Below are 25,706 nucleotides of genomic sequence, written 5' to 3' on the forward strand. Positions count from 1 at the left end.
CGACCGGTTATGCAAACCAGGGTGCCCGTGCGGCCATAATCAAGGCGCCGGCACGTTCTTCGTCAATACTTTCGATATCCAGCAGCTCATCAATCGACTGTTCTGCCAGATCTTCCATGGTGATAATGCCTTTTGCGGCCAGATGAAACGCCAGAGCGCGGTCCATGCCCTCCATGTTCAACAGGTCGTCTGCAGGCTGAACCTCGTCTAGCTTCTCTTCACTGGTAAGTGCCTTGGTCAGCAACAGGTCCTTGGCCCGCGAGCGCAACTCGGTGACGATATTTTCGTCAAACCCATCAATCGCCAACATCTCCTCCATGGGTACATAAGCAATCTCCTCAAGAGAGGTGAAGCCTTCTTCTACCAGAAGCTGCGCTAGATCTTCATCAATATCCAGTTCGTCGACAAAGGTACGCAGAATGTCACCGGTTTCAGCTTCCTGCTTGGCCCGGATGTCGTCTTCGGTCATAACGTTCAGGGTCCAGCCGGTCAGCATGCTGGCCAGACGAACGTTCTGACCACTGCGACCAATTGCCTGGGCCAGGTTGTCTTCGGCCACGGCGATATCGATCGTGTGAGCGTCTTCATCCAGAATAATCGAGGCGACCTCTGCAGGGGCCATCGCGTTAATCACGAACTGGGCAAAGTTATCATCCCAAAGCACGATATCAACACGTTCGCCACCGAGCTCACCGGATACAGCCTGTACTCGTGATCCGCGCATACCAATACAAGCGCCCTGAGGATCAATACGCTTATCCTTGGAACGAACAGCGATCTTGGCACGTGAACCCGGATCCCGGGCTGCACCCATGACTTCGATCAGCTCCTCGGCAATTTCCGGCACCTCAATACGAAACAGCTCAATGATCATCTCCGGACAGCTACGCGAGAGCACCAATTGAGGGCCACGATTCTCAGTGCGGATATCCTTCAGCAAGGCGCGAATACGGCTACCGGTACGGAATGTTTCACGCGGGATCATTTCCTCGCGCGGCAACACCGCTTCGGCGTTATTGCCCAGATCGACAATAACGCTGTCGCGAGTCACTTTCTTGACCGTACCACTGATAATCTCGCCCAGACGGTCGCGATACGCATCAACTACCTGCGCCCGCTCGGCTTCGCGTACCTTTTGGACAATGACTTGTTTGGCGATCTGCGCGGCAATACGCCCAAACTCGACAGACTCGATCTTGTCTTCGATCATGTCGCCAATATTGATCTGCGGATCTCGCTCCTGACCCTGATCCAGGGTCAGTTGCATGCCGGGCTCTTCGAAATCTTCGTCGGCCACCACAGCCCAGCGCATGAACGTTTCATAGCCGCCAGTGTGACGATCAATCGCCACGCGCACGTCCACTTCGTCTTCATAAAGCTTCTTAGTAGCTGTGGCCAATGCCAGTTCCAACGCTTCAAAAATCACGCCGGGCGGTACGCCCTTCTCGTTGGAAACGGATTCCACAACCAGCAGCACTTCTTTGCTCATCGTATGCCTCGCCTAACGCCATCCATTGGGGCCACTGGAGCCCGAAATAATGCTCAAAACCGTGGAATAATATTGCTTTTGTCGATGGTGTCGATCGGCAGCAGGTACTCATGCTCATCTACCTGCAATATGATCTCGTCACCTTCAACTCCACGGATGACACCTTGAAAATTCCGCCGTCCCTCGTAGGGAACGCGTAACTTGATTTTGGCCTGTTCACCCACGTGGCTGGCAAACTGCTCGAGGGTAAAGAGAGGTCTGTCCATGCCGGGCGAGGAGACTTCCAGAGTGTAGTCACCTGAAATCGGATTCTCTACGTCCAGCACCGCACTAACCTGACGACTAACGGCTGCGCAGGCTTCAACACTGACACCTTCAGGGTGGTCGATGTACACACGCAATAGACTATGCCGTCCCTGGGACAGGTACTCGATACCCCAACAACGATAGCCCAAAGCTTCGACAATCGGGACCGCCAGGGCCTCCAACTCAGTCACTTTGCCGGACAAATTAACCGCCTCTCATTCTCAGAAATAGTCGCCAATAAAAAATGGGCATTAAAGCCCATACTGTCTTGCACCGCTTGCGTGATACTAACGGCTAATAAAAAGCCCCTGAAAAGGGGCCTTAAAACTGGTTGCGGGGGCAGGATTTGAACCTACGACCTTCGGGTTATGAGCCCGACGAGCTACCAGACTGCTCCACCCCGCGTCGAATCTAGGGCGCTTATTATACGCTTGGTTATCCCACAAGACAACCGGCGTAATTAGCCCTGAAATATGCAGGGCCTGCAAATGCAGGCCCTGTTTGATTGGTGCGGAAGATGGGACTCGAACCCATACACCCTAAGGCACTACCCCCTCAAGATAGCGTGTCTACCAATTCCACCACTTCCGCAAAACTGTTTGCTTACTCGACGGACGGCACGCCGTCTGTCGTATCAGCCTGAGGAGCCTGCTCTTCAAGAACAGGTACATCTTCTTCTATGGTAGGCACCGCAGCGTCGCGCTGCATCGCCGGAGCAGGCAAGCCCGCATCACGAACCACCGATGCTTTGTTGCTGGCGTAAAAGGCCAGTCCCAAAGAAGTGACGAAGAATACCGCAGCCAGCACAGCCGTCAAGCGGCTGAGAAACGTTGCCGAACCCTGACTACCAAACACGGTACCGGAAGCACCGGAACCGAAGGAGGCGCCTGTTTCAGCACCCTTGCCCTGCTGGATCAGAACCAGGCCGACCAACGCCAACGCTGCCATCAGGTGAATAACCACTACCACGGTCTCAATCATTACACTCGTCCTGCGGCACGTGCTATCGCACCAAATTCATCTGCATTGAGAGCGGCTCCACCCACTAGCCCCCCATCGATATCCGGCATGGCAAAGAGAGCCTCGGCGTTATCTGCCTTGACACTACCGCCGTAAACAATCTGCACTAACCGTGCCTGCTCATCGTCAAGCATGGCTAAGCGGGCCCGGATCATCGCGTGCACATCCTGAGCCTGTTCAGGCTCCGCTGTCAATCCGGTACCTATTGCCCAAACCGGCTCATAAGCCACAACGCCTTGGGCCAAACCGCCAACCCCAAAAGCGTCTAAAATATCCTTCAACTGCCTACCCACTACCTCGGCGGTCAGCCCAGCGTCGCGCTGTTCCAGCGTTTCACCGACACACAGTACAGGCCTTAATCCACACGCCAATGCTGCGGCAAACTTCTTGCGTACTACCTCATCGGTCTCACCAAACAGGCTGCGCCGCTCGGAGTGGCCCACAAGTACAAATTCACATCCCGCATCGCGTAACTGAGCAGCAGATATCTCGCCTGTCAGCGCACCCGGCTCAGCCTGGTATGCGCAACTTTGACCACCCACATATAGCGGTGATCTGGATAGGCGCTCTAGGCAATGCTGTATATACAGCGATGGCGGGGCAACCATGAGATCCACGTTGTCTGGCCAGTCCTGCTGATTCAACCCTTGAAGAAGGCTGTCAACGGACTGCCGAGTCCCATGCATTTTCCAGTTACCGGCGACGAGCAGACGACGCATCCTCAACCTCTCAGTTCGAGCGGGCGCCAATGTTAACCAAGTTGCCGCGGCGACACAACCGCATTTTCATTATGCTTTTGAGTCAGGCAAATAAAGCTCGAACTTCAGCAGCGAGAGACTCCGCTTCGGCCGACACCTGGGCCGGATCCTGACCTTCAACCATCACCCGGATAAGCGGCTCGGTACCGGACAAACGCAACAGAACTCGCCCGCTCTGGCCAAGACGCGCTTCCGCAGCACGTACCGCAGCCTGCAATCCTGGATCGGCTAAAGGCGAAGTTGTGCCTCGCTGATAGCGCACATTGATCAATACCTGCGGGCATTTTTCCATACCCTGCCGCGCTTCAGAAAGCGTGCAACCGGTACTCCGCAGCGCCTTGAGCACCTGAAGCGCCGCAATGATGCCGTCACCGGTACTACTGTGATGCAGACATACCAGGTGACCCGATGCCTCACCACCTAACACCCAGTCACGCGCGCGCAGCTCGGCCATAACATATCGGTCGCCCACCCTGGCGCGCACAAACTCGATACCCTCTTTGCGCAGCGCAAGCTCAAGACCGAGGTTACTCATTAACGTTCCGACCACCCCTCCGCGCAAGACATTCCGTCGATGCAGCTCCATCGCCATGATGTAAAGCAACTCATCACCGCCAACCTCGACCCCCTGATGGTCAACCATCAAGACCCTGTCGCCATCGCCATCCAAAGCAATGCCCAGATCAGCTCCATTCGACAGCACCTGGTCACGCAGGGCGGAGAGATCCGTCGAGCCAACGCCATCATTTATATTAACGCCATTGGGTTGCGCTCCGATGACCATAACCTCGGCGCCGAGCTCCCGAAACACACTGGGTGCCACCTTGTAGGTTGCGCCGTGAGCACAATCAAGCACTAACTTCAGGCCCTTGAAGCTAGTGCTGGTCGGCACACTGCTCTTGCAGAACTCGATGTAGCGACCCGAGGCATCCTCTACCCGAGATACCTTACCCAGCGATGCAGAATCAACCACCACAATGGGCGAGTCGACCAGACGTTCGATCTCGAGTTCCAGATCATCTGGAAGCTTGCTTCCCGAAGCAGAAAAAAACTTGATGCCGTTATCGTAATACGGGTTATGCGAGGCACTGATAACGATACCCGCATCCGCCTTGAAAGTGCGCGTGAGATAGGCAATCGCCGGCGTTGGCATTGGACCCAGGAGCTGAACGTGAGCTCCTGCGGCAGACAAGCCCGCTTCCAGCGCGGATTCAAACATATATCCGGAAATCCGTGTGTCTTTGCCGATCACCACCCGGCACTCGCCCTGCTTTTTAAAGGCCGTTCCTACAGCCCACCCTAGCTTGAGCATAAACTCGGGGGTGATAGGATGGGTTCCTACTTGGCCGCGTATGCCATCCGTGCCAAAGTATTTCTTTTCCATGTACGCAAAATCCTGATCTAGTTCTTTTTTAATGACTGCTCGCAAATAGGGAGCACCCCGGCCACATCAAAAGTCTCAGCTAGCCGACATGACCGCCTCGGTCATCCGCACAACATCTAATGTCTGAGCAATATCGTGGGCGCGAATAATGCGTGCACCACTTCTCACTGCCAGCGCAGCCAGCGCCAACCCCCCCGCGAGCCGCTGATCCACAGAGCGGCCCAATAGCTGGCCAATCATGCTCTTGCGCGACACACCCACCAAAAGGTGAATACCCGCAGGTCGCAAAGACTCTATGCCAGCAAACAACTGAAGATTATGCTCCAGGGTCTTGCCAAAACCAAAGCCTGGGTCGAGTAATAACCGATTAGCCGGAATGCCCGCCTGCACGCAGGCAGTAACACGCTCGATAAGAAAGGCACTGACTTCATCGATCACGGAGGCGTATTGCGGGGTCTGCTGCATGTGCTGTGGCTCACCCTGCATATGCATGAGGCACACAGGCAATCCCGTCTGGGCCGCGGCCATCAATGCACCGTCGCGCTGTAATGCGCGCACATCATTGATCATGCCAGCGCCGGCTGAAGCTGACTCGCACATGACTTGGGGTGTGCTGGTGTCGACTGAAATGATCGTATCGAAACGCTGACTGATGGCCTCAACCACAGGGAGTACGCGATCCAGCTCCTGACTGGCACTGACTGGATCAGCACCCGGCCGGGTGGATTCACCCCCCACATCGATGAGAGTCGCCCCCTCTTCAAGCATCTGCTGGACATGACGCAGTGCCTGGTCAAGTCTCAGATAGCGACCGCCGTCAGAGAAGGAGTCGGGCGTCACATTGAGAATACCCATTACATGAGCATGGGACAGATCAAGTTCCCGATCGCCACAGGGCAATCGGGAACCAGAGTTCACTGTAGGCATATCCTGATCAGTGCTCGCCCGCCGGACCACCTATGATGGTATCGCTACGCTTGTCCGCAGGCTCGTCAGCCGACTCAGAGCTTGCTGCAGCACCAGGACCAGCCTTGTCATCAGAGCTCCAGTCTTTTGGTTCACGGGCGGGCTTACCCGTCATGATGTCCTGGATCTGATCGGCATCGATGGTTTCATACTTCATCAAAGCCTGCGCCATAAGGTCGAGCTTATCGCGATTATCCTTGAGCAGTTGCTGCGCAGTCGCATAACACTCATCAATAATCCGGCGTACTTCCTGGTCAATCAGCTTTGCCGTTTCACCAGAGATACCCCCAGCTTGGCCTCCACCCTGACGACCAAGATAACCTTCATTCTCGTCTTCGCCGTACATCAGCGGCCCAAGTTTTTCGGAAAGACCCCATTTGGTGACCATATTCTTGGCCAACTGGGTGGCGCGCATGATGTCATTAGAGGCGCCAGTAGTAACGCCGTCGAAACCTAGCGTCATCTCTTCGGCAATACGTCCGCCAAAGAGCGAACAGATCTGACTGGTCAAAGCTCTCTTGGAAAGACTGTAGCGATCTTCTTCCGGCAGAAACATTGTCACGCCGAGGGCGCGACCACGGGGGATAATGGACACCTTGTAGACCGGGTCGTGCTCAGGTACTAGACGACCGACAATGGCATGACCGGACTCATGATAAGCCGTATTGAGCTTTTCCTTGTCGGACATAACCATGGATTTGCGCTCGGCGCCCATCATGATCTTGTCTTTAGCCATTTCAAATTCTTTCATTTCCACTATGCGCTTACCAAAACGCGCGGCGAAAAGGGATGCCTCGTTAACCAAGTTAGCAAGATCGGCGCCAGAGAATCCGGGAGTGCCGCGGGCAATGTTACCCGCCATCACATCGTCACCTAATGGGACTTTGCGCATATGAACCTTGAGAATCTGCTCGCGACCACGAATATCTGGAAGCCCCACCACTACCTGACGATCAAAGCGACCGGGGCGCAGTAGTGCCTGATCGAGTACGTCAGGTCGGTTTGTCGCGGCAACAACTATGACGCCGTCGTTAGGTTCAAAGCCATCCATCTCGACAAGCAGCTGGTTGAGGGTCTGCTCACGCTCATCGTGACCACCTCCCATTCCGGAGCCACGATGACGACCAACCGCATCAATTTCGTCGATAAAGATAATGCACGGCGCGTGCTTCTTAGCCTGCTCAAACATGTCACGGACACGGCTGGCGCCTACACCGACGAACATTTCGACGAAATCCGAACCGGATATGGTGAAAAAAGGTACCTTCGCCTCGCCGGCTACGGCTTTAGCAAGCAGTGTCTTACCCGTACCCGGCTGGCCCACCATCAGTACACCGCGCGGTATGTGCCCGCCTAGGCGCTGAAATTTACCTGGGTCGCGCAAGAACTCAACCAGCTCACCGACCTCTTCCTTCGCTTCATCACAGCCAGCGACGTCAGCAAATGTGGTCTTGACCTGATCTTCAGTCAGCATCCGGGCTTTACTCTTGCCAAAGCTCATCGGACCACCCTTGCCACCTGCCCCACCTTGCATCTGACGCATGAAGAACATAAAAATGGCAATAATAATCAAGATCGGGAAACTGGCAATAAGCAGTTGTGTCCAGATGCTTTGTTGCTCCGGCTGCCTGCCTTCGATAACCACGTCGTTTTCCAGCAGGTCACCAATCAGACCGCTGTCCTGGATGGCGGGCCGCACCGTCTTGAACTGACTGCCATCATTCTTGACCCCGGATATCTCGAACCCATCGACCGTCACCTTCTCGACCTGTCCCTGCTTCACCTGCTCGATGAACTGGGAATAAACAAGCGTATTGGTGGTTTCGCTAGGCCCGCTGAAATTGTTCATGACCGTGACCAACACTGCCGCGATGATCAACCACAGGATGAGATTTTTCGCCATATCATTCAAATTGCTACCCTCTTGCCCCGCTGCGCGTGCAGCAAAAGCTTGACTGAGTCTGAACTGCTTTTAGATACATTACACCAATCTACAGGCCTACTGCAGATAAGCCAGTGTAACGCTCTGTGTCGCCGGATTGCCGGTACGCGTCCCTTTTATCTGACAGACCAGAGATCACTCCTGGCCCTTGAAGCCTTTGCCTAGCAGATACGTTTCCCGCGAGCGACCTCGTGAGGCGTCAGGCTTGCGGGTCACCACCTTGTCGAAACGGCTACGCATCAACTTGAAATAATCGTCGAATCCTTCACCGTGGAACACCTTGATAAGGAAATCCCCACCCGGTCTCAGGACTCTTTCCGCCATATCCAGCGCCAGCTCGCACAAATAAATAGCCGCGGGCTGATCAACTTCAGGCGTCCCACTCATATTGGGGGCCATATCCGAAATAACAAGGTCAACGGGCTGATCACCAATCGCCGCTAGTATCGCCTCGAATACGCTGTCCTCAGTAAAATCCCCTTCGATGAAGGTGACATCAGCGATGCTGTCCATCGGCAAAATATCAGATGCAATGATGCGGCCCTGCTCGCCAATCAGTCGGCTGGCTACCTGGGACCAGCCCCCCGGCGCAGAACCCAGATCGACGACTGTCATTCCGGGACGAAACAAACGATCCTTCTCCTGCACTTCGAGAAGCTTATAACTGGCCCTAGAACGATAACCGTCCTTTTGCGCCTGCTTGACGAAAGGATCATCAAAGTGCTCTTTCAGCCAACCTTTACTGGTCTTGCTCTGTGCCACGGAATACCCCATGCAGCGAAGCGCGCTGCCTGTTAAACTGCGTACTGTCTAATTGGACAGCAGCGTTACATTTAAATTTCTCATTCAATACTGGTAAGCATCCGATCATTATGACCCTCAGCTCAGCGCAGAAGAAAGACTACAAACGTATTGGCCATCATCTCAAGCCGGTGGTTATTGTCAGTGATCAGGGCGCCAGTGAGGGCGTACTGTCTGAACTTGACCGCGCACTGACCGATCACGAATTGATCAAAATACGCATCAGCGTCGCCGATCGCGACACCAAGCAAGCTCTTATCGCTCAGGTATGCAAGGCGAGTGGCGCCGAACTGGTTCAGGTGATAGGCAAGATGGCAATCCTGTTACGACTCAACAAGAAAGCCAACCCCAATTTATCAAACCTGACGCGTTTCAAGGAAATCTGAGGGACTACAGGCGCGCCCGGGCGGACTCAATCAGCCTTCGTCCGGACGCGGCTGCAGAATCAATACCAATCCGGCGAAGGCGACAACCAGATAGCCGAACAATTGCAGATACTCGGTACCCGCGACGCGAGTCAAAGCAAACACGACTGCCACGGTGACCACTACCAGCAGCAACAACTGTGTGCGCAGATCCCGCCAGCAACCTCGACCCAGTGCAGCCCCTATCACCAGCAACTGCAATAGTGCACAGACGCCCGCAAAACCGACCATTAGAGGCCGCATAAAGCCAGCAATCTCATCTATCAGCAGCGGCGCTAATCCCATTTTCCCGAGTGCGGGCAACAAAATAAAATGGGTTACCCAAATTGCGCCAACCCACAGCGTCTGAGTCAGCTGCCATGCAACGCGACCACCACGCAATATGGGCCGCTGAGCTGAGGAGGTCACTTGTGACTCACCTCAAGTATCTCGTATTCAACCACACCGCCAGGTGTTTTAACGGTCGCAACATCGCCTGCTTCCTTACCAATCAGAGCCCGGGCAATGGGGGAGCTGACCGAGATCTTACCTATTTTGATGTTAGCCTCATCGTCGCCAACAATCTGGTACACCACTGTCTCGTCGGTATCCACATTGACGATTTCGACCGTCGTGCCAAAGATGACCTTCCCGGTGGGTGGGATACTGGCCACATCAATCACCTGAGCGTTACCTAGACGGCCTTCGATATCGCGAATACGCGCTTCGACCATCCCCTGCTGCTCCCGCGCAGCATGATACTCAGCGTTCTCCTTCAGATCGCCCAGCTCTCTCGCTTCAGCGATGGCTTGGGTGATCTGCGGGCGCATAACGCTTTTCAGATGCTTAAGCTCGGTTTCCAAGGCTTCTGCACCCTGCGTGGTCATCGGATATTTCATATTCAAATTCCTGCGTGCAAGTCCTGAAGACGACGAACCGTCTTCTCCGGACCAAATTTCAATGCCATACAGATAGCTTCGCCACCTGCCAGCGTCGTGGTAGAACACACTTTGTGCTGCAGCGCGTTGCGGCGGATTGAGTAAGAATCGGCCATCGACTGACGGCCTTCAGTGGTGTTGATCACCAGGCTGATTTCGTCATTCTTGATCATGTCGACAATATGCGGCCGGCCTTCAGTCACCTTATTGACCCGGCGCACATTCAGCCCGGCAGCTGCAATCACTTTGGCCGTACCGCTGGTCGCGACCACTTCAAAGCCCAGCTCGATCAGCGCGCGCGCTACGTCGACAACGAATGGCTTATCGTCTTCGCGTACGCTGATAAAAGCACAGCCGCCGCTTGGCAGCGTCTCACCCGCACCCACCATGGCTTTGGCAAAGGCTTCAGGGAAGCTATCACCCACACCCATGACTTCACCGGTGGATTTCATTTCCGGCCCGAGAATCGGATCGACACCCGGGAACTTGGAGAATGGGAATACCGCCTCCTTAACGCTGAAGTAGGTCGGCACTACTTCTTGGGTAAAGCCCACTTCCTTGAGTGTCTTGCCAGCCATGACCCGCGCGGCAATCTTGGCCAGTGACTGGCCGATGCATTTAGAGACGAACGGCACTGTGCGTGAGGCGCGCGGGTTAACCTCGATGATATAGATTTTCTCGCCCTGAACGGCCATCTGCACGTTCATCAGCCCGACCACACCCAGCTCGAGTGCCATCTTGGCCACTTGATCACGAATCTCATCCTGGATGTTGGCTGGCAGCGAGTATGGCGGCAACGAGCAGGCGGAGTCGCCAGAGTGCACGCCAGCCTGCTCAATATGCTGCATGATCGCACCGATGACTACGTCGGTACCGTCGCACACAGCGTCGATATCCACTTCGATGGCGCAGTTAAGAAAGTGATCCAACAGCACCGGACTGTCGTTGGAAACTTTCACCGCATCGCGCAGGTAACGCTTGAGCTCTTCTTCTTGATAGACAATTTCCATCGCCCGGCCGCCCAGCACGTAGGACGGACGCACCACTAGCGGGTAACCGATCTTGCCGGCCGCACGGATGGCTTCTTCTTCACTGCGCACCGTCGCGTTAGGCGGCTGCAACAGATTGAGACGCTCGACCATCTGTTGGAAGCGTTCGCGATCTTCCGCCCGGTCGATCGCTTCCGGACTGGTACCGATGATAGGTACACCGGCTTCTTCCAGCGCACGCGCCAACTTTAGCGGCGTTTGACCGCCATACTGCACGATCACACCCTTGGGTTGTTCAACCCGGACGATTTCCAGTACGTCTTCCAGCGTGACCGGCTCAAAGTACAGACGGTCGGACGTATCGTAATCGGTGGATACCGTTTCCGGGTTGCAGTTGACCATGATGGTCTCGTAGCCGTCTTCACGCATTGCCAATGCGGCATGCACGCAGCAATAGTCGAACTCAATGCCCTGACCAATCCGGTTAGGCCCGCCGCCCAACACCATAATCTTGTCCCGACTGGTGGGATTGGCTTCGCATTCTTCCTCATAGGTCGAATACATATAGGCGGTGTCGGTTGCAAACTCCGCAGCGCACGTATCCACGCGCTTGTAGACCGGATACACCTTGAGCTTGTGACGCAAGCTGCGCAGAGTTTTCTCGCTGACACTGAGCAGATCCGCCAGGCGGATATCCGAGAAACCCTTGCGCTTGAGGCGGTACATGAGATCGCGATCCACATCTACTAGCCCCAACGTCTTGATGCGCTCCTCGTCCTTGATCAGATCTTCGATCTGCACCAGGAACCAGGGGTCGATCTTGGTCAGCTCAAAAATCTCTTCCATGCTCATACCAAAACGAAAGGCATCAGCGACGTACCAGATACGGTCTGCACCTGGCACAGTCAACTCACGGATCAGGTCGGTCTTGGCATCGGTAGCCGCCATATCCAGCTTGGGATCGAGGCCGCTGACACCCACTTCCAGCCCACGCAGGGCTTTCTGCAGCGATTCCTGGAATGTGCGCCCGATAGCCATGACCTCGCCGACGGATTTCATCTGGGTGGTCAGACGCGCATCGGCGCTAGGGAATTTCTCAAAAGCAAAACGCGGGATTTTAGTAACCACGTAATCGATCGACGGCTCAAAAGACGCGGGTGTTCGGCCGCCGGTAATATCATTCTGCAGCTCGTCCAGGGTATAACCCACAGCCAGCTTGGCAGCGATCTTGGCGATGGGAAAGCCGGTCGCCTTGGAAGCCAGCGCCGAAGAGCGCGATACCCGAGGATTCATCTCGATCACGACCATGCGACCGTCGACCGGATTGATGCCGAACTGAACGTTGGAACCACCGGTTTCTACACCGATCTCACGCAGTACTGCCAGTGAGGCGTTACGCATGATTTGGTATTCTTTATCGGTCAGCGTCTGGGCCGGCGCTACAGTAATAGAGTCACCGGTGTGCACACCCATCGGATCAAAGTTTTCGATCGCGCAGACAATAATGCAATTATCATTCTTGTCGCGCACCACTTCCATTTCATATTCTTTCCAACCGATCAGCGACTCGTCGATCAGCAATTCCTTGGTCGGCGACAGATCCAGTCCGCGGTTGCAGATTTCCTCGAACTCTTCGCGGTTATAAGCAATACCGCCACCCGTGCCGCCCATAGTGAAAGACGGACGAATAATGCACGGGAAGCCCACTTTATCAAGGACCTTATAGGCTTCCTGCATGTCGTGAGCAATACCCGACACCGGGCAGTCCAGACCGATTGACTTCATCGCTTTGTCAAAGCGCGAACGATCTTCCGCTTTGTCGATGGTGTCAGCATTGGCACCTATCATTTCAACATTGTATTTTTCCAGTACGCCGTGCTTTTCCAGATCGAGCGCGCAATTCAGTGCCGTCTGGCCACCCATGGTCGGCAACACCGCATCCGGACGCTCCTTGGCGATGATCTTCTCGACTGTCTGCCACTTAATTGGCTCGATATAAGTCGCATCGGCCATGGACGGGTCGGTCATGATCGTGGCTGGGTTAGAGTTCACCAGAATGACGCGGAACCCCTCTTCCATTAGCGCCTTACACGCCTGGGCGCCGGAATAATCGAACTCGCAAGCCTGACCAATCACGATGGGGCCAGCGCCGAGGATCAGAATACTTTTAATGTCTGTACGTTTTGGCATAGTCGTCTACAAATCCTTGGGGGTACCGGCGGCTCAGCGGCTTTTGGCCATAGCTTCGATGAAACGGTCAAACAGGGGCTCGACATCGTGCGGGCCAGGGCTCGCTTCGGGGTGACCCTGAAAGCTAAAGGCCTGCTTGTCAGTGCGTTCGAAGCCCTGCAATGTGCCGTCAAACAGCGATTTATGCGTCACCCGTAAATTGGCTGGTAGGGATGCTTCGTCAACCGCAAAACCATGATTCTGACTGGTAATCATCACCACGCCGGTATCCAGATCCTGCACAGGGTGATTGGCGCCGTGGTGGCCGTGACCCATCTTTACTGTCTTCGCCCCGGAGGCCAGCGCCAGCAACTGATGACCCAGGCAGATACCAAAGACGGGGATATCGGTTTCAAGCACGTCACGAATCGCCTGGATGGCGTAATCACAAGGCTCGGGATCACCGGGGCCGTTAGCCAAAAACACACCATCGGGTTGCATGGCTAAAACCTCAGAGGCCGGCGTTTGCGCTGGCACAACAGTCAGGCGGCAACCACGGGCGACCAGCATGCGCAGAATGTTGTACTTCACACCGTAGTCATAGGCCACCACGTGATAGGGCAAATCTGCATCGGCGATTTCAGGGTGGCTGTCAGTGGCCAGATCCCAAACACTCGAGCGCCATTGGTAAGCCTGCTTGACGCTGACTTCCTTGGCCAGATCCATCCCCTTCAGACCGGGGAAGCTTCTCGCCAGCTCCAGCGCCTGCTCGTCAGTAATGTTTTCACCGGCGAGGATGCAACCGTTCTGTGATCCCTTCTCACGCAGGATGCGCGTCAGGCGACGGGTATCAATGCCGGCAATCGCCACCACATTGTTGTCGCGAAGGTAGGCGCCCAACGGCTGTTTGTTACGCCAGCTGCTGGCCAGCAGTGGCAAATCACGAATCACCAAACCGGCGGCCTGAACACGATCGGACTCTGCATCTTCCGGCGTGGTACCTGTATTACCAACGTGCGGATAAGTGAGGGTAACAATCTGGCGGGCGTAGGAAGGATCGGTGAGGATCTCCTGATAACCGGTCATGGCCGTGTTGAAGACGACCTCACCAACACAATAACCGTCGGCGCCGATGGCCTCACCACGGAAAATACTTCCGTCGGCAAGGGCGAGAATGGCTGGCTTGGACAAGAAAACCTCCGATAGGGCTGACACATTTTACCAAACGCGGGCTGCACAAAAGCGGGAATGGAGTGCGTGACACTTCATCCCGCCGCAATGCATTGTCAGATGCGCGCTGTATACACAGATTAGCGCGCAATTGTAACGACTTGCCCAGAGAATATCCAGCGTATACGGGCTTGTATAAGCGCGTCATCAGGCGCCATGTTCCACATATCAGGGAACTGTGTTAAAAAGTGAATTGGAAAGCCCTCTGCCGGCCACGCCCCATCGTTCAAGTCTGCCTTACCCACGATCAGGGCAGTCCCTGGGAGCGAATGGTCTAGAACAACAAAAAAGGATTCGGGGAATACACCATGTTATTGCGCCTGAAAGGATTGATTGCACTTACTCTGCTGTGCCTGGCACCTCTGGCTCACGCTAATCTCCAGCAACTGCAAACCGTGCACGAATTTCGCAGCGAGGGTTACACCGTCGGCACCTACCTGCTGATCGATAACAACCTGTTTGAACGCGTTCGCGAGCCCGGCAATCGGGAGAGCTATCGCGAAGCTCTGTCGCGAATGGAAAATCTACTGCGTCAAATGGATAGCCCGCCTCAACTGCGAGTGCCGTTTGATACATTCGTCGATCTGATTCGCGAGCTTGAAGCACTGCCTGGGGAAGAAGCCCATTACGGGCTGGCCACGGTCAACCGCATCATGAAGGCACATGGAGCCCTTGATGAGGCAACAGCGGCGATGTACGAAGAGCTGAAAGGCGCGGCAAGCGATGACTTGCTGACATTACATCAACAGAGCCTGGAAACCAGCCAGATCCTGACGCTATACCAAAACAACATGTTCAGTTCGATCGGCGTTTACTTTCTGGTAAACAAGGAAGGCCTTTTCGAAACGCTGGACCAAAGCATTGTTGCCCGCTCCGAACAGCTTAAAAAACTTTATCCTGATCAGTCTGGCGCCTTTTCCCGGATGGAAAAGCAATACCAGTTCGTTCAGCCACGGCTGCAAAACCCTTTATATGACTGGGTACCAACCATTGCGGCGTTTTATTTGCAACGTAACATTGAAACCTTGAACAAGATGGCCCGCGAGCAAATAGAAACCTAGGCGATCACGGGCCGATCACAACCAACGTATTCAAAAAAAGGGCGAAGATTAAAATCTTCGCCCTTTTTTACGTCTCAGCGCTTATCAGTCCTTGAGCGACAACACATCCTGCATATCGTACAAACCGGCAGATCGGCCATGCAGCCACAGGGCAGAACGTACCGCGCCCTTGGCAAAAGTCATACGACTTGAGGCTTTGTGGGTGATCTCGACACGCTCGCCTTCGGTAGCAAACAACACCGTGTGATCGCCCACCACATCACCCGCCCGTACCGTGGCAAAGCCAATGGTATCGTGCTCACGAGCACCTGTCTGACCCTCGCGACCGTATACTGCCACCTTGCCGAGATCGCGACCCAGCGCATGGGCCACCACTTCGCCCATGCGCAACGCGGTACCCGAGGGCGAATCGACCTTGTGCCGATGATGCGCTTCGATGATTTCAATATCCGCATCATCACCCATGACCCGGGCGGCCATATCCAGCAGCTTGAGGCAAAGATTGACGCCAACACTGAAGTTAGGTGCAAAGACGATAGAAATATCCTGACCAGCTTCGAGCAACAATTGCTTTTCGGCATCGCTAAAGCCGGTAGTGCCGATGACCATCGACTTGCCGGCGCCGCGACACAACGCCAGGTTGGCCAGAGTACTGGTCGGATGGGTGAAGTCGATCAGTACATCGAAATCACCAAGCACCTCTTGCAGATTTCCGGCTATGGTGACGCCATTGCGCCCAACACCTGCCAGTTCGCCAGCATCAGCACCTACCAAGGAACTGTCAGGCCGCTCAATGGCCGCGGTCAGCTGCGACCCTTCAGCCAGGCTTACCGCCTCAATCAGCGTTTTACCCATGCGCCCGGCGGCGCCAATCACCGCTATTTTTTTCATGCCGGCTCCGCTCAGAATTTCATGTCTTCAAAAAAGTTCTTCACGCCATCAAACCAGCTTTTGGCCCGTGGCGATTGATTGGAACCTTCTTCCTGCAAGGTTTCGCGTAATTCCTGAATCAATTCGCGCTGATGCTTGGTCAGGTTCACCGGCGTCTCAATTACAACGCGGCACAACAGATCTCCGGGCGAGCCACCGCGAACTGGCGTTACACCCTTGCCTCGCAAGCGGAACAATTTGCCAGTCTGCGTGCCATCTGGAATCTTGAGCTTGACGCGACCATCGAGTGTCGGCACTTCCAGCTCACCACCCAGCGCTGCATCAGCAAAACTGATCGGTACTTCGCAGAACAGATTCTTGCCATCACGTTCAAATATCTTGTGCTCTCGTACCGATACCACCACGTACAGATCACCCGCAGGACCACCGTTGACGCCAGCTTCACCCTCACCGGCAAGACGAATACGATCACCGGTGTCGACTCCCGCAGGCACCTTGACCGACAACGTCTTCTGCTCTTCGACGCGACCCTGACCCTGGCATTCCCTGCACGGATCGGTAATCATTTTACCTGTGCCGTGGCAACGGGGGCAGGTTTGCTGCACAGAGAAGAAACCCTGCTGCATACGCACCTGACCGTGTCCACCGCAGGTGGTGCAAGTCACAGGGCTGCTGCCCTTCTTAGCACCGCTACCGCTGCATGGACTACATTCGACCAGGGCGGGTACACGAATAGTCACGGTCGTACCGCGCACAGCTTCTTCAAGATCCAGTTCAAGCGTGTAACGCAAATCGCTACCACGCTGCACGCTGGAACGACCCCTGCCACCACCTCCTCCGCCGAAGATATCGCCGAATACGTCACCGAAAATATCGGAGAAGTTACCGCCAGCACCGGCACCGCCACCCATACTCGGATCTACGCCGGCATGACCATACTGATCATAAGCCGCACGCTTCTGCCCGTCGGTCAGCACTTCGTATGCTTCGTTAGCTTCCTTGAACTTCTCGATCGCCCCTTCGTCGTCCGGGTTGCGGTCGGGATGGTATTTCATTGCCAGTCTGCGATAGGCTTTTTTCAGCTCCGCATCGCTAGCGCCGCGCTCGACACCCAGCACCTCATAAAAATCACGCTTGGCCATCGTTTAAATTTCCTTTACCGGGGCGTTTGTTTGCCCCTGTTACACAAACAGCAACGCGGGATGAGCTCCCGCGTTGCCTTGCAATGGTATGTCACGCGCTCTAATGCGAGTGACTACCTGACGCTGAAAGACTTACTTCTTGTTGTCTTTCACTTCTTCGAACTCGGCATCCACCACGTCATCGCCAGCATCCTGCTGACTGTCGGCCTGGGCTTCCCCACCCTGATCAGCCTGGGCCTGCTCGGCGTACATTTTCTGTACCAGCGGCGCGGACGCTTCAGACAGTGCATTGATCTTGGCTTCGATCTCCGCTTTGTCATCGCTCTTGATGGCCACTTCAATATCTGACAGCGCAGATTCTATTGCGGTTTTCTCTTCCTCGGTGGCCTTGTCACCCGCTTCGGTCAGAGTCTTGCGCGTCGCATGGACCAACTGGTCAGCTTGGTTGCGCGTGGTCACCAGTTCTTCGAACTTGCGATCCTCTTCAACGTTGGCTTCGGCATCACGCACCATCTGATCAATCTCTTCATCGCTTAGACCCGAGGAGGCCTTGATGATGATCGACTGCTGCTTGCCAGTCGCCTTGTCCTTCGCCGATACGTTGAGAATACCGTTGGCATCCAGGTCAAAGCTCACTTCAACCTGCGGTACACCGCGGGGTGCAGGCGGGATATCAGCCAGATCGAAGCGGCCCAGCGACTTGTTCTGTGTGGCTTGCTTGCGCTCGCCCTGCATCACGTGGATGGTCACCGCAGTCTGATTGTCGTCTGCGGTCGAGAACACCTGCGACTTTTTGGTCGGGATAGTCGTGTTCTTCTCGATCAGCGTGGTCATGACGCCGCCCATGGTTTCGATACCCAGCGACAGCGGGGTCACGTCGAGCAGCAGAACGTCTTTCACGTCACCGGCCAGTACGGCACCCTGAATCGCAGCGCCCACGGCAACCGCTTCATCAGCGTTGACATCCTTGCGCGGCTCTTTGCCAAAGAACTCGGCTACGGTCTTCTGTACCAGCGGCATACGGGTCTGACCACCGACCAGGATCACATCATTGATCTCGGAAACGTCCAGACCAGCATCCTTCATGGCCACACGGCAAGGCTCGATACTGCGCTTGACCAACTCTTCTACCAACGACTCCAGCTTGGCCCGGGTCACCTTGACGTTCAGGTGCTTGGGACCGGTCGCATCAGCAGTAATATACGGCAGATTGACGTCAGTCTGGTTGCTCGAGGACAGCTCGATCTTGGCTTTTTCGGCAGCTTCTTTCAAACGCTGCAGTGCCAGCGGATCGGTATGCAGGTCGATACCGTTTTCTTTCTTGAATTCATCAGCCAAATAATCGATCAGACGCATATCGAAATCTTCGCCACCCAGGAAGGTGTCACCGTTGGTCGCCAGCACTTCGAACTGGTGCTCGCCATCGACTTCGGCGATCTCGATTACGGAGATGTCAAACGTACCGCCGCCCAGGTCATACACCACAATAGTGGAATCACCACGGGATTTGTCCATACCGTAAGCCAGTGCTGCGGCAGTCGGCTCGTTGATGATCCGCTTAACGTCCAGACCCGCAATACGGCCCGCGTCCTTGGTTGCCTGACGCTGGCTATCGTTGAAGTAGGCCGGAACGGTGATAACCGCTTCAGTCACTGCCTCACCCAAATAGTCCTCGGCAGTCTTCTTCATTTTCTTCAGCACTTCGGCCGAAATCTGCGGCGGTGCAATCTTTTCGCCCTTCACTTCAACCCAGGCATCACCGTTGTCAGCCTTGACGATCTTGTAAGGAACCAGTTTGATGTCTTTCTGTACAACTTCTTCTTCAAAGCGGCGACCGATCAGACGCTTGACCGCATTGAGCGTGTTCTGCGGATTAGTCACCGACTGGCGCTTGGCTGATTGGCCAACCAGTGTCTCGCCGTCATTGGTGTATGCAACGATGGAGGGTGTAGTGCGCGCACCTTCCGAGTTTTCAATTACCTTGGCCACACCGTTTTCCATCACTGCTACGCAGGAGTTGGTGGTCCCGAGGTCGATACCGATAATCTTGCCCATGTATAAGTCTCCGGTTCAGCTTGCCGCGGGTTACCGGCGGCAGGGGTTGGTCTGTCTATGCACCCTTGATGGGGGTCACTCAAATCAATTTCAAGCCTGCTCGTCAATCGAGGGCGAGTCAGGTTTGTCTGTGGGGGTCTTGCTCACCACGACCATTGCCGGGCGCAAAAGCCGGCCGCTCAGCGTGTAACCTTTCTGGAACACGCGAATCACGGTGTTAGGCTCGATGCTATCGCGCTCTTCCATGGCCATCGCCTGGTGCAACTCTGGATTGAAGGGTTCACCGTGCGGATCAACCGCTACAATCTGGAAGCGTGCGAGGGTTTCGCTGAACATTTTCAGCGTCAGCTCCATACCATCTCGCATCGGCTTGATTGCCGGATCTTCCGGATCCGCCAGCTCAACGCCCCGCTCCAGGCTTTCGAGTACGGGCAGCAGGTCATTGGCGAAGCGTTCCAAGGCGAACTTGTGCGCTTTCTCAACCTCCTGCTCCGAGCGCCGACGCGCATTCTGTACATCCGCAGCAGCTCTGAGAGCCTGATCCTTCGCAGCAGCCAACTCCTCCTCAAGGACGTCGAGCCGCGCAGCCATATCCTCGGAAGGCCCGGTAGAAAGCACGTCTTCAGCTCCCTCGGCACCATTCGGATCCTGTCTGTGTTCGTCTACCATCTGTGTCTCCTGTTCTCACTGCGGGACGTGCGAACGCCCGTTGGCTGGTATCAGCACCATATATGGGGTCTTTCGGTGCAGCTTCAAGGGGCAGAACCCGACCCGCTGCGCAGAACTTGTAGATAAGCGGAAAACTACTGTATAAATAACCAGACTAACTCTTTGGGGAATGCAACCATGCTGGTACACTTGGCGGTGAACAATTACGCCATCGTCGATCACCTCGAACTGGAAATCGGCGGTGGCATGACCGCGATCACCGGCGAGACCGGTGCCGGCAAATCAATCATGCTCGACGCCCTATCGCTGACCCTGGGCGACCGGGCCGACAGCGGTGCTGTCCGCCCGGGTACCGATAAAGCCGATATCCTTGCCACCTTCGATATCAGCAAGATTCCGGAGGCAACTGCCTGGCTTGCCGAGCGCGACCTGGCGAGTGAGGATCAACAGGTTATTCTGCGCCGCGTAATCACCGCTGAAGGCCGTTCGCGAGGCTATATCAACGGCAGTCCTTGCCCGCAACAAGACCTGAAAGCACTGGGCGGCATGCTGATCGATATTCACAACCAGCACGAGCATCAGTCACTGCTCAAACCCGACACCCATCGCCGCCTGCTGGACGATTACGCCGGCAGCCGCGAGCTGTCACGCCAGGTGCAACTGGCGGCACAACGCTGCAAACAGACCGAACAGGCATTGCACAGAGCCAGCCAGAAGGGCGAAGAGCAAAGCTCGCGACTCCAGTTGCTAACCTATCAACTTGAAGAGCTGGACAACCTCAGCCTGCAAGAAGGAGAGATCCAGGAGCTCGAGAATGACCAGCGCCAGTTGGCGAATGCCGAGCAGATCATGCAGTCCTGCCAACAGGTGATCAACTTGTGCAGCGAGAACGACAGCGGCAGCGTGTTGCAAGCCCTGACTGCCAGCCAGCAGCGCCTCGCCGCGTTCAAAAACAACCACCACAGCCTGGAAGAGGCAAATGGCATGCTCGCCAGCGCGCAGATCCAGATTGAGGAGGCCGTCGGCGAACTGACCCGCTACCTCGACCACTTCGAGGCGGACCCAGAGCGCCAGCTGCAGGTGGAAGAGCGCCTCGGATTTATCCATGATCTGGCGCGCAAGCACCGCGTCAATCCAGATGAGCTGACGGCATTGCAACAAAAACTGATCGACGAACTGGAAAGCATGCAGCAGCAGGACCTGGATGCCGAACGCCTCACTGAAGAGCTCGAAGCGTTTCGCGAGCATTACCGGCAATTAGCCGCGGAGCTCAGCGCTGTTCGGCACACAGCCGCCATCAGTCTGGGTGAAGAAGTCACTCGTCAGATCCAGCAGCTGGGCATGCCCGGCGGGCAGGTAAAGATCCAGCTACAGCCCAATGACCCACAAGCGTTTATGCCCCATGGCCAGGAATCAGTAGAACTGCTGATCAGCGCCAACCCCGGCCAACCCCCCAAGCCCCTGGCGAAAGTCGCTTCGGGCGGCGAGCTGTCGCGCATCAGCTTGGGCATTCAGGTCACTACTGCTCAAACTTCGCGGGTACCAACCCTAGTGTTCGATGAAGTCGACGTTGGCATTGGTGGTCCCACAGCAGAAATCGTTGGCAGCATGCTGCGCAAGCTGGGTAGCAGTGGTCAGGTTTTGACCGTGACACACCTTCCTCAGGTCGCAGCCCACGGCCATCAACATCTATTCGTGCGCAAGGAGCAGACCGACGAATCCACCAGCACACGTATTGACCACCTCAGCCAGGAAGGCCGAGTGCAAGAAATAGCACGCATGCTTGGGGGCGTGGATATGACCGAAGAATCCCTGGCCCACGCACGCAAGTTGATGTCGGTAGCGCATTAAACGGCGCAGCAATAAGCCAAAAAAAGCCAAAAAAAGCCAGGCACGAGGCCTGGCTTTTTTCTACCTGAAAATTACTTGGCTCTTTTTACATAAAGCACTAGGTTGTGATCGACCATCTCAAAACCATGTTCTTTGACTATCTCCCGCTGACGGCGCTCGATCTCGGCATCGAAAAACTCGACCACTTCACCCGTGTCCACGCAGACCATATGGTCGTGGTGATCGGTATCGGCCAGTTCAAAAACGGCGTGGCCACCATCAAAATTGTGACGCTCGACCAGGCCGGCAGTCTCGAACTGGGTAAGCACTCGGTATACTGTTGCTAGCCCTACATCTTCGCCCGCTTCCATCAGCGCCTTGTATACATCTTCGGCGCTCATGTGCCGTTCCGGTGAACTGTCCAGAATCTGCAGGATCTTGACGCGCGGCAGGGTGACTTTCAGGCCGGCTTTTCGGAGTTCTTGATTTTCAACCATGTCAGTTTCTCGCTCAGCGCTTCGCAGAGGGGGATCAGTCGGGTATGATTCACGACTATTGAGCCGCTTCACGATAATGGATCTTAACACGTCATGCCAAACAGCTTATACCGAATCCTCTGTATCCTCTTGTGTGCCTCCGCGCTAAGCCTTGCCGGCTGCAGCTTCCCCGGGGTTTACAAGATTGATGTACAGCAAGGCAATGTAGTAACGCAGGAAATGGTCAATCAGCTACGCCCCGGCATGACGACTCGGCAGGTCCGTTTCATCATGGGCACGCCGCTGGTCCAGGACACCTTCCACCCGGAACGCTGGGACTATCTCTACAGCATGCAGGCAGGCCACCAGGAGCGGGAACAGGAACACGTGGTATTGACGTTCGATAACGACCTGCTGGTCGGCCTGGGTGGCGACTTTGTACCGGGCGCCAGCCGTGAACAGGAAATTATGGGCGAGTCGGCCACCAACAATAACTCCGCAGATGTGCAAAGTTATCCGGTCGATCTCGGCGCCCCACTGGGCACTGGCGAATAAACAGAATCCTGTGCAGAGGGCTGCTCAGCCCTCTTTAGCCGCCTTACTTTTAACGGCGCGCTGCTTGCGTATCTCCTTCGGATCAGCAATCAACGGTCGATAAATCTCTATCCTTTCGCCCGAATTCAATACCCGCTCCTCGGGCTTAGTCACAGCCTTGCCAAACACTCCCACAGCGCATGTCTGCACATCCACTTCAGGAAAATGGGTATCGATCCCCGACTGGATGACTGCCTGCCTTACCGTAGCGCCTTCGCTCACGCTCAAACTGAGTATCTTTTGCTTGTGGGGTAACGCATAGGCCACCTCCACTACCATTGTCTTATCAACCACCGTACAGCTCCTTGGCGCGCCGGCAGAATGCTTCAACCATATTATTGGCCGCTTGATTGAACAAGGGCCCAAGCGTCGCCTTGACCACAGGGCCCGCATAATGAAAGTTCAGATCCAGTGAAATCTTGCAGGCCTGCTCGCCCAGCGCCTTGAACTCCCAAACACCCTTGAGATCGCTGAAAGGTCCGTCTTCGAGCCGCAGCTCTATCCGTTCACCGGGCACCAGAATGTTGTGCGTGGTGAATGCCGAACTCATGCCAGCCTTCGCCACCGTCAAACGTGCACGCATTTCCAGATCAGTTTCCTCCAGCACCTGCGCCTGCGAGCACCAGGGCAAAAATTCCGGGTAATGTTCGACCCGGTTAACCAGGTCGTACAAACGGTGCGCAGGATAGGGCAGCAGGGCCGAGCGTTGGATATGCGTCATGGGCAGTAGATAGAGCCTCGTTACTTGAACAATTCTGTGACAAACACGATCAGTACTCCCAAAGGAGCGACATAGCGTAACAGGCAATATACCACCGGAAACAGTCGGGGATGGCTCAGCGCCAGTTCCGCACGAAAGACATCGCGCCCCAACACCCAGCCAGCGAACACCGCAAACAACAATCCACCCAGGGGTAACATGATCCTGCTGGTCACATAGTCGACACTTTCAAAGAAGGTCTGCCCGCCCTCGGCGCCCCATTTAAAGAAGTGCCACCCACTGGCGTCTGTTACAAAGAATCGAGCCTCGGAGAGCAAATTGAACGACAACACGGTGCCCAGCCCCACCAGCCAACAAATAAAGGCGACCAGGCAGGTAATCCGCGTGCGGGTCCAACCGCTCCGCTCGACCCAGTAAGCAACCGCCGGCTCCAACATGGATATTGCAGAACTCCATGCCGCCACTGCGACAAGCACAAAGAAAAGCACCCCAAACACCTGCCCCAATACAATATTGCCAAAGGCGATAGGCAGTGTAACGAGCATCAGGCCCGGTCCGGCCGATGGCTCCAGACCCGCAGCAAAAACGATCGGAAACAAGGCAAGACCTGCAGTCAAGGCTACCGCTGTATCAAGCAACGCGACGGTAATAATAGTCCCGCCGATCGAGGACTTTTTCGGCATATAGGCGCCAAAGACCATGATCGATCCCACGCCCACACTCAGCGTGAAGAAAGCGTGCCCCATGGTCGCCAGGATCCCCTCCGGAACACTCTGCAGATCAAAGTGAAAAAGAAATTTCACTCCCGACATGAAGTGCCCAGTAGTCAGACTGTAACCAAGCAGGATAAGCAGCAATAGAAACAGCAGCGGCATCATGATGCGCAAACTGCGCTCCAGGCCCGCCACCACGCCCCGGGCAATAATGAACGCCGTCACCAGCATGAATAGCGTGTGCCAGAAGAGCAAGCGCACAGGATCGGCAGTCAGCGAGCCAACACGGTTTCTGCCAGCATGATGGGCAAGCCGATCAGCGCGATACATACCAGGTAGACCAGCACAAAAGCGCCACCCCCCTATACCCCGGCCATGTAGGGGAACTTCCATATATTGCCCAACCCAACCGCAGATCCGGTTGCAGCCAGAATAAAAACCCAGCGGCTAGCCCAAATGCCATGGATGGAAACGGTGTCTTGTGTCATGGCAGAACCCTTGCCGGGCGAAAAAAGGAACGGCATTGTCCAGATTTTGATCAAGTCGGACAAGGCCCGTATAGCCGAACGGCATACCAACCCTCTATAATGCCACCCCTATGAGCAATCAAAAGAAACCCCAGGCCAACAGCGGCACCATCGCGCTGAACAAGAAGGCCAAGCACGATTATTTTGTCGAGGATCGCTTCGAAGCCGGCGTGGCACTTACCGGTTGGGAAGTAAAAAGCCTGCGCGCCAGCAAGGTGCAATTGGTCGATAGCTACATCCTGCTAAAGAACAACGAAGCCTTTCTGCTGGGCGCCCACATTACGCCCCTGCAAACAGCCAGCGCCCACGTTGTGGCCGATCCAACACGTACCCGCAAATTGCTACTCAACACGCGTGAGCTGGACAAGCTGTTGATCGGTGTGCAGCAGAAGGGCTTCAGCTGCGTACCCCTGGCCCTCTATTGGAAAGGCCATCTGGTCAAATGCGAAATTGCACTGGTACGCGGCAAAAAAGATTTCGACAAGCGCCAGGTCGAGAAGGAGCGCGACTGGGCCCGAGAGAAACAGCGAGTAGTGCGCGACAACAGCCGGTGATGCGTGCCTGTCAACGTGCGGCGCCTGTCCCGACATACCCGTTCTAGCACGGTCGACTCTATCAAAACCGGAACCTT

24 protein-coding genes, 2 tRNA genes and 1 pseudogene are annotated in these 25,706 nt (G+C 55.3%); 5 read left to right on the forward strand and 22 right to left on the reverse strand.

All coding sequences use genetic code 11. The features are described from left to right. Positions 1-7 precede the first annotated feature (7 nt). From nusA to rlmE, 10 genes are all read right to left on the reverse strand, one after another. On the reverse strand, positions 8-1,489 hold the full coding sequence (gene nusA, locus ACJAXR_RS12845) for a transcription termination factor NusA (RefSeq protein ID WP_415058671.1): 1,482 nt from the start codon (positions 1,487-1,489) through the stop codon (positions 8-10). A gap of 53 nt (positions 1,490-1,542) precedes the next feature. Then, a complete protein-coding gene (rimP, locus tag ACJAXR_RS12850; RefSeq protein ID WP_415058672.1) occupies positions 1,543-1,998 on the reverse strand; it encodes a ribosome maturation factor RimP in 456 nt (151 codons plus the stop codon). Positions 1,999-2,123: 125 nt separating this feature from the next. Beyond that, a tRNA-Met gene (locus tag ACJAXR_RS12855) sits at positions 2,124-2,200 on the reverse strand. 101 nt (positions 2,201-2,301) lie between these two features. Further along, positions 2,302-2,386 (reverse strand) — tRNA-Leu (locus ACJAXR_RS12860). Between the two features lie 12 nt (positions 2,387-2,398). Further along, entirely contained in the window at positions 2,399-2,776 is a 378-nt protein-coding gene (secG, locus tag ACJAXR_RS12865; protein WP_415058673.1) for a preprotein translocase subunit SecG, read from the reverse strand. Continuing rightward, on the reverse strand, positions 2,776-3,534 hold the full coding sequence (tpiA, locus tag ACJAXR_RS12870) for a triose-phosphate isomerase (protein ID WP_415058674.1): 759 nt from the start codon (positions 3,532-3,534) through the stop codon (positions 2,776-2,778). Before tpiA ends, secG begins: the two co-directional genes overlap by 1 nt. A gap of 82 nt (positions 3,535-3,616) precedes the next feature. Then, the gene (gene glmM, locus ACJAXR_RS12875; RefSeq protein WP_415058675.1) at positions 3,617-4,957 is read right to left on the reverse strand and encodes a phosphoglucosamine mutase; all 1,341 of its coding nucleotides are present in this window, start codon (positions 4,955-4,957) and stop codon (positions 3,617-3,619) included. Between the two features lie 75 nt (positions 4,958-5,032). After that, positions 5,033-5,884 (reverse strand): dihydropteroate synthase, encoded by an 852-nt coding sequence (folP, locus tag ACJAXR_RS12880; RefSeq protein ID WP_415058676.1) that lies wholly within the window; start codon positions 5,882-5,884, stop codon positions 5,033-5,035. Between the two features lie 7 nt (positions 5,885-5,891). After that, complete coding sequence (gene ftsH, locus ACJAXR_RS12885) at positions 5,892-7,835, reverse strand: ATP-dependent zinc metalloprotease FtsH (RefSeq protein ID WP_415058677.1); 1,944 nt, start codon at positions 7,833-7,835, stop codon at positions 5,892-5,894. Positions 7,836-8,000: 165 nt separating this feature from the next. After that, positions 8,001-8,627 (reverse strand): 23S rRNA (uridine(2552)-2'-O)-methyltransferase RlmE, encoded by a 627-nt coding sequence (gene rlmE / locus ACJAXR_RS12890; protein WP_415058678.1) that lies wholly within the window; start codon positions 8,625-8,627, stop codon positions 8,001-8,003. A 110-nt stretch (positions 8,628-8,737) separates the two neighbouring features. On the opposite strand from rlmE, the gene yhbY reads away from it, so the two are divergent. Further along, entirely contained in the window at positions 8,738-9,052 is a 315-nt protein-coding gene (yhbY, locus tag ACJAXR_RS12895; protein ID WP_415058679.1) for a ribosome assembly RNA-binding protein YhbY, read from the forward strand. Positions 9,053-9,082: 30 nt separating this feature from the next. Here yhbY and ACJAXR_RS12900 read toward each other — a convergent pair whose 3' ends face one another. Genes ACJAXR_RS12900 through carA form a run of 4 tightly spaced genes read right to left on the reverse strand, consistent with a single transcriptional unit; the run spans position 9,083 to position 14,357 of the window. Further along, positions 9,083-9,499: a DUF4149 domain-containing protein gene (locus tag ACJAXR_RS12900; RefSeq protein ID WP_415058680.1), complete on the reverse strand. Its 417-nt coding sequence runs from the start codon at positions 9,497-9,499 to the stop codon at positions 9,083-9,085. Then, a complete protein-coding gene (greA, locus tag ACJAXR_RS12905) occupies positions 9,496-9,969 on the reverse strand; it encodes a transcription elongation factor GreA (RefSeq protein WP_415058681.1) in 474 nt (157 codons plus the stop codon). The genes ACJAXR_RS12900 and greA overlap by 4 nt, the downstream gene beginning before the upstream one ends. A gap of 2 nt (positions 9,970-9,971) precedes the next feature. Then, positions 9,972-13,187, reverse strand: coding sequence for a carbamoyl-phosphate synthase large subunit (gene carB, locus ACJAXR_RS12910; protein ID WP_415058682.1), 3,216 nt, complete (start codon positions 13,185-13,187; stop codon positions 9,972-9,974). Between the two features lie 33 nt (positions 13,188-13,220). Next, complete coding sequence (gene carA, locus ACJAXR_RS12915) at positions 13,221-14,357, reverse strand: glutamine-hydrolyzing carbamoyl-phosphate synthase small subunit (RefSeq protein WP_415058683.1); 1,137 nt, start codon at positions 14,355-14,357, stop codon at positions 13,221-13,223. Between the two features lie 347 nt (positions 14,358-14,704). On the opposite strand from carA, the gene ACJAXR_RS12920 reads away from it, so the two are divergent. Then, entirely contained in the window at positions 14,705-15,457 is a 753-nt protein-coding gene (locus ACJAXR_RS12920; protein ID WP_415058684.1) for a hypothetical protein, read from the forward strand. An 84-nt stretch (positions 15,458-15,541) separates the two neighbouring features. On the opposite strand, the gene dapB is transcribed toward ACJAXR_RS12920, so the two are convergent. From dapB to grpE, 4 genes are all read right to left on the reverse strand, one after another. After that, the gene (dapB, locus tag ACJAXR_RS12925; RefSeq protein WP_415058685.1) at positions 15,542-16,348 is read right to left on the reverse strand and encodes a 4-hydroxy-tetrahydrodipicolinate reductase; all 807 of its coding nucleotides are present in this window, start codon (positions 16,346-16,348) and stop codon (positions 15,542-15,544) included. Between the two features lie 11 nt (positions 16,349-16,359). Next, complete coding sequence (gene dnaJ / locus ACJAXR_RS12930) at positions 16,360-17,490, reverse strand: molecular chaperone DnaJ (protein ID WP_415058686.1); 1,131 nt, start codon at positions 17,488-17,490, stop codon at positions 16,360-16,362. 132 nt (positions 17,491-17,622) lie between these two features. After that, entirely contained in the window at positions 17,623-19,545 is a 1,923-nt protein-coding gene (gene dnaK, locus ACJAXR_RS12935; RefSeq protein WP_415058687.1) for a molecular chaperone DnaK, read from the reverse strand. A gap of 90 nt (positions 19,546-19,635) precedes the next feature. After that, a complete protein-coding gene (gene grpE / locus ACJAXR_RS12940; RefSeq protein ID WP_415058688.1) occupies positions 19,636-20,214 on the reverse strand; it encodes a nucleotide exchange factor GrpE in 579 nt (192 codons plus the stop codon). A 177-nt stretch (positions 20,215-20,391) separates the two neighbouring features. Here grpE and recN point away from each other — a divergent pair, with 177 nt between their 5' ends. Then, complete coding sequence (gene recN / locus ACJAXR_RS12945; protein WP_415058689.1) at positions 20,392-22,065, forward strand: DNA repair protein RecN; 1,674 nt, start codon at positions 20,392-20,394, stop codon at positions 22,063-22,065. Between the two features lie 71 nt (positions 22,066-22,136). Here recN and fur read toward each other — a convergent pair whose 3' ends face one another. Beyond that, positions 22,137-22,541, reverse strand: coding sequence for a ferric iron uptake transcriptional regulator (gene fur, locus ACJAXR_RS12950; RefSeq protein ID WP_415058690.1), 405 nt, complete (start codon positions 22,539-22,541; stop codon positions 22,137-22,139). A 93-nt stretch (positions 22,542-22,634) separates the two neighbouring features. Between fur and ACJAXR_RS12955 the strand changes: the two genes are divergently transcribed. Then, positions 22,635-23,075, forward strand: coding sequence for an outer membrane protein assembly factor BamE (locus tag ACJAXR_RS12955; RefSeq protein ID WP_415058691.1), 441 nt, complete (start codon positions 22,635-22,637; stop codon positions 23,073-23,075). A gap of 24 nt (positions 23,076-23,099) precedes the next feature. Here ACJAXR_RS12955 and ACJAXR_RS12960 read toward each other — a convergent pair whose 3' ends face one another. The 3 genes and pseudogenes from ACJAXR_RS12960 to ACJAXR_RS12970 all read right to left on the reverse strand — a co-directional run bounded on the left by ACJAXR_RS12960 (position 23,100) and on the right by ACJAXR_RS12970 (position 25,036). Next, positions 23,100-23,393, reverse strand: a complete 294-nt coding sequence (locus tag ACJAXR_RS12960; RefSeq protein WP_415058724.1) for an RnfH family protein — start codon at positions 23,391-23,393, stop codon at positions 23,100-23,102. A 7-nt stretch (positions 23,394-23,400) separates the two neighbouring features. Continuing rightward, on the reverse strand, positions 23,401-23,835 hold the full coding sequence (locus tag ACJAXR_RS12965) for a type II toxin-antitoxin system RatA family toxin (protein WP_415058692.1): 435 nt from the start codon (positions 23,833-23,835) through the stop codon (positions 23,401-23,403). A 20-nt stretch (positions 23,836-23,855) separates the two neighbouring features. After that, a pseudogene (locus ACJAXR_RS12970) lies at positions 23,856-25,036 on the reverse strand (sodium-dependent transporter). 110 nt (positions 25,037-25,146) lie between these two features. Here ACJAXR_RS12970 and smpB point away from each other — a divergent pair. Continuing rightward, entirely contained in the window at positions 25,147-25,629 is a 483-nt protein-coding gene (gene smpB / locus ACJAXR_RS12975; RefSeq protein WP_415058693.1) for an SsrA-binding protein SmpB, read from the forward strand. Positions 25,630-25,706 lie beyond the last annotated feature (77 nt).

It is taken from the genome of Halopseudomonas sp., assembly GCF_047631575.1.
Classification (GTDB): domain Bacteria; phylum Pseudomonadota; class Gammaproteobacteria; order Pseudomonadales; family Pseudomonadaceae; genus Halopseudomonas.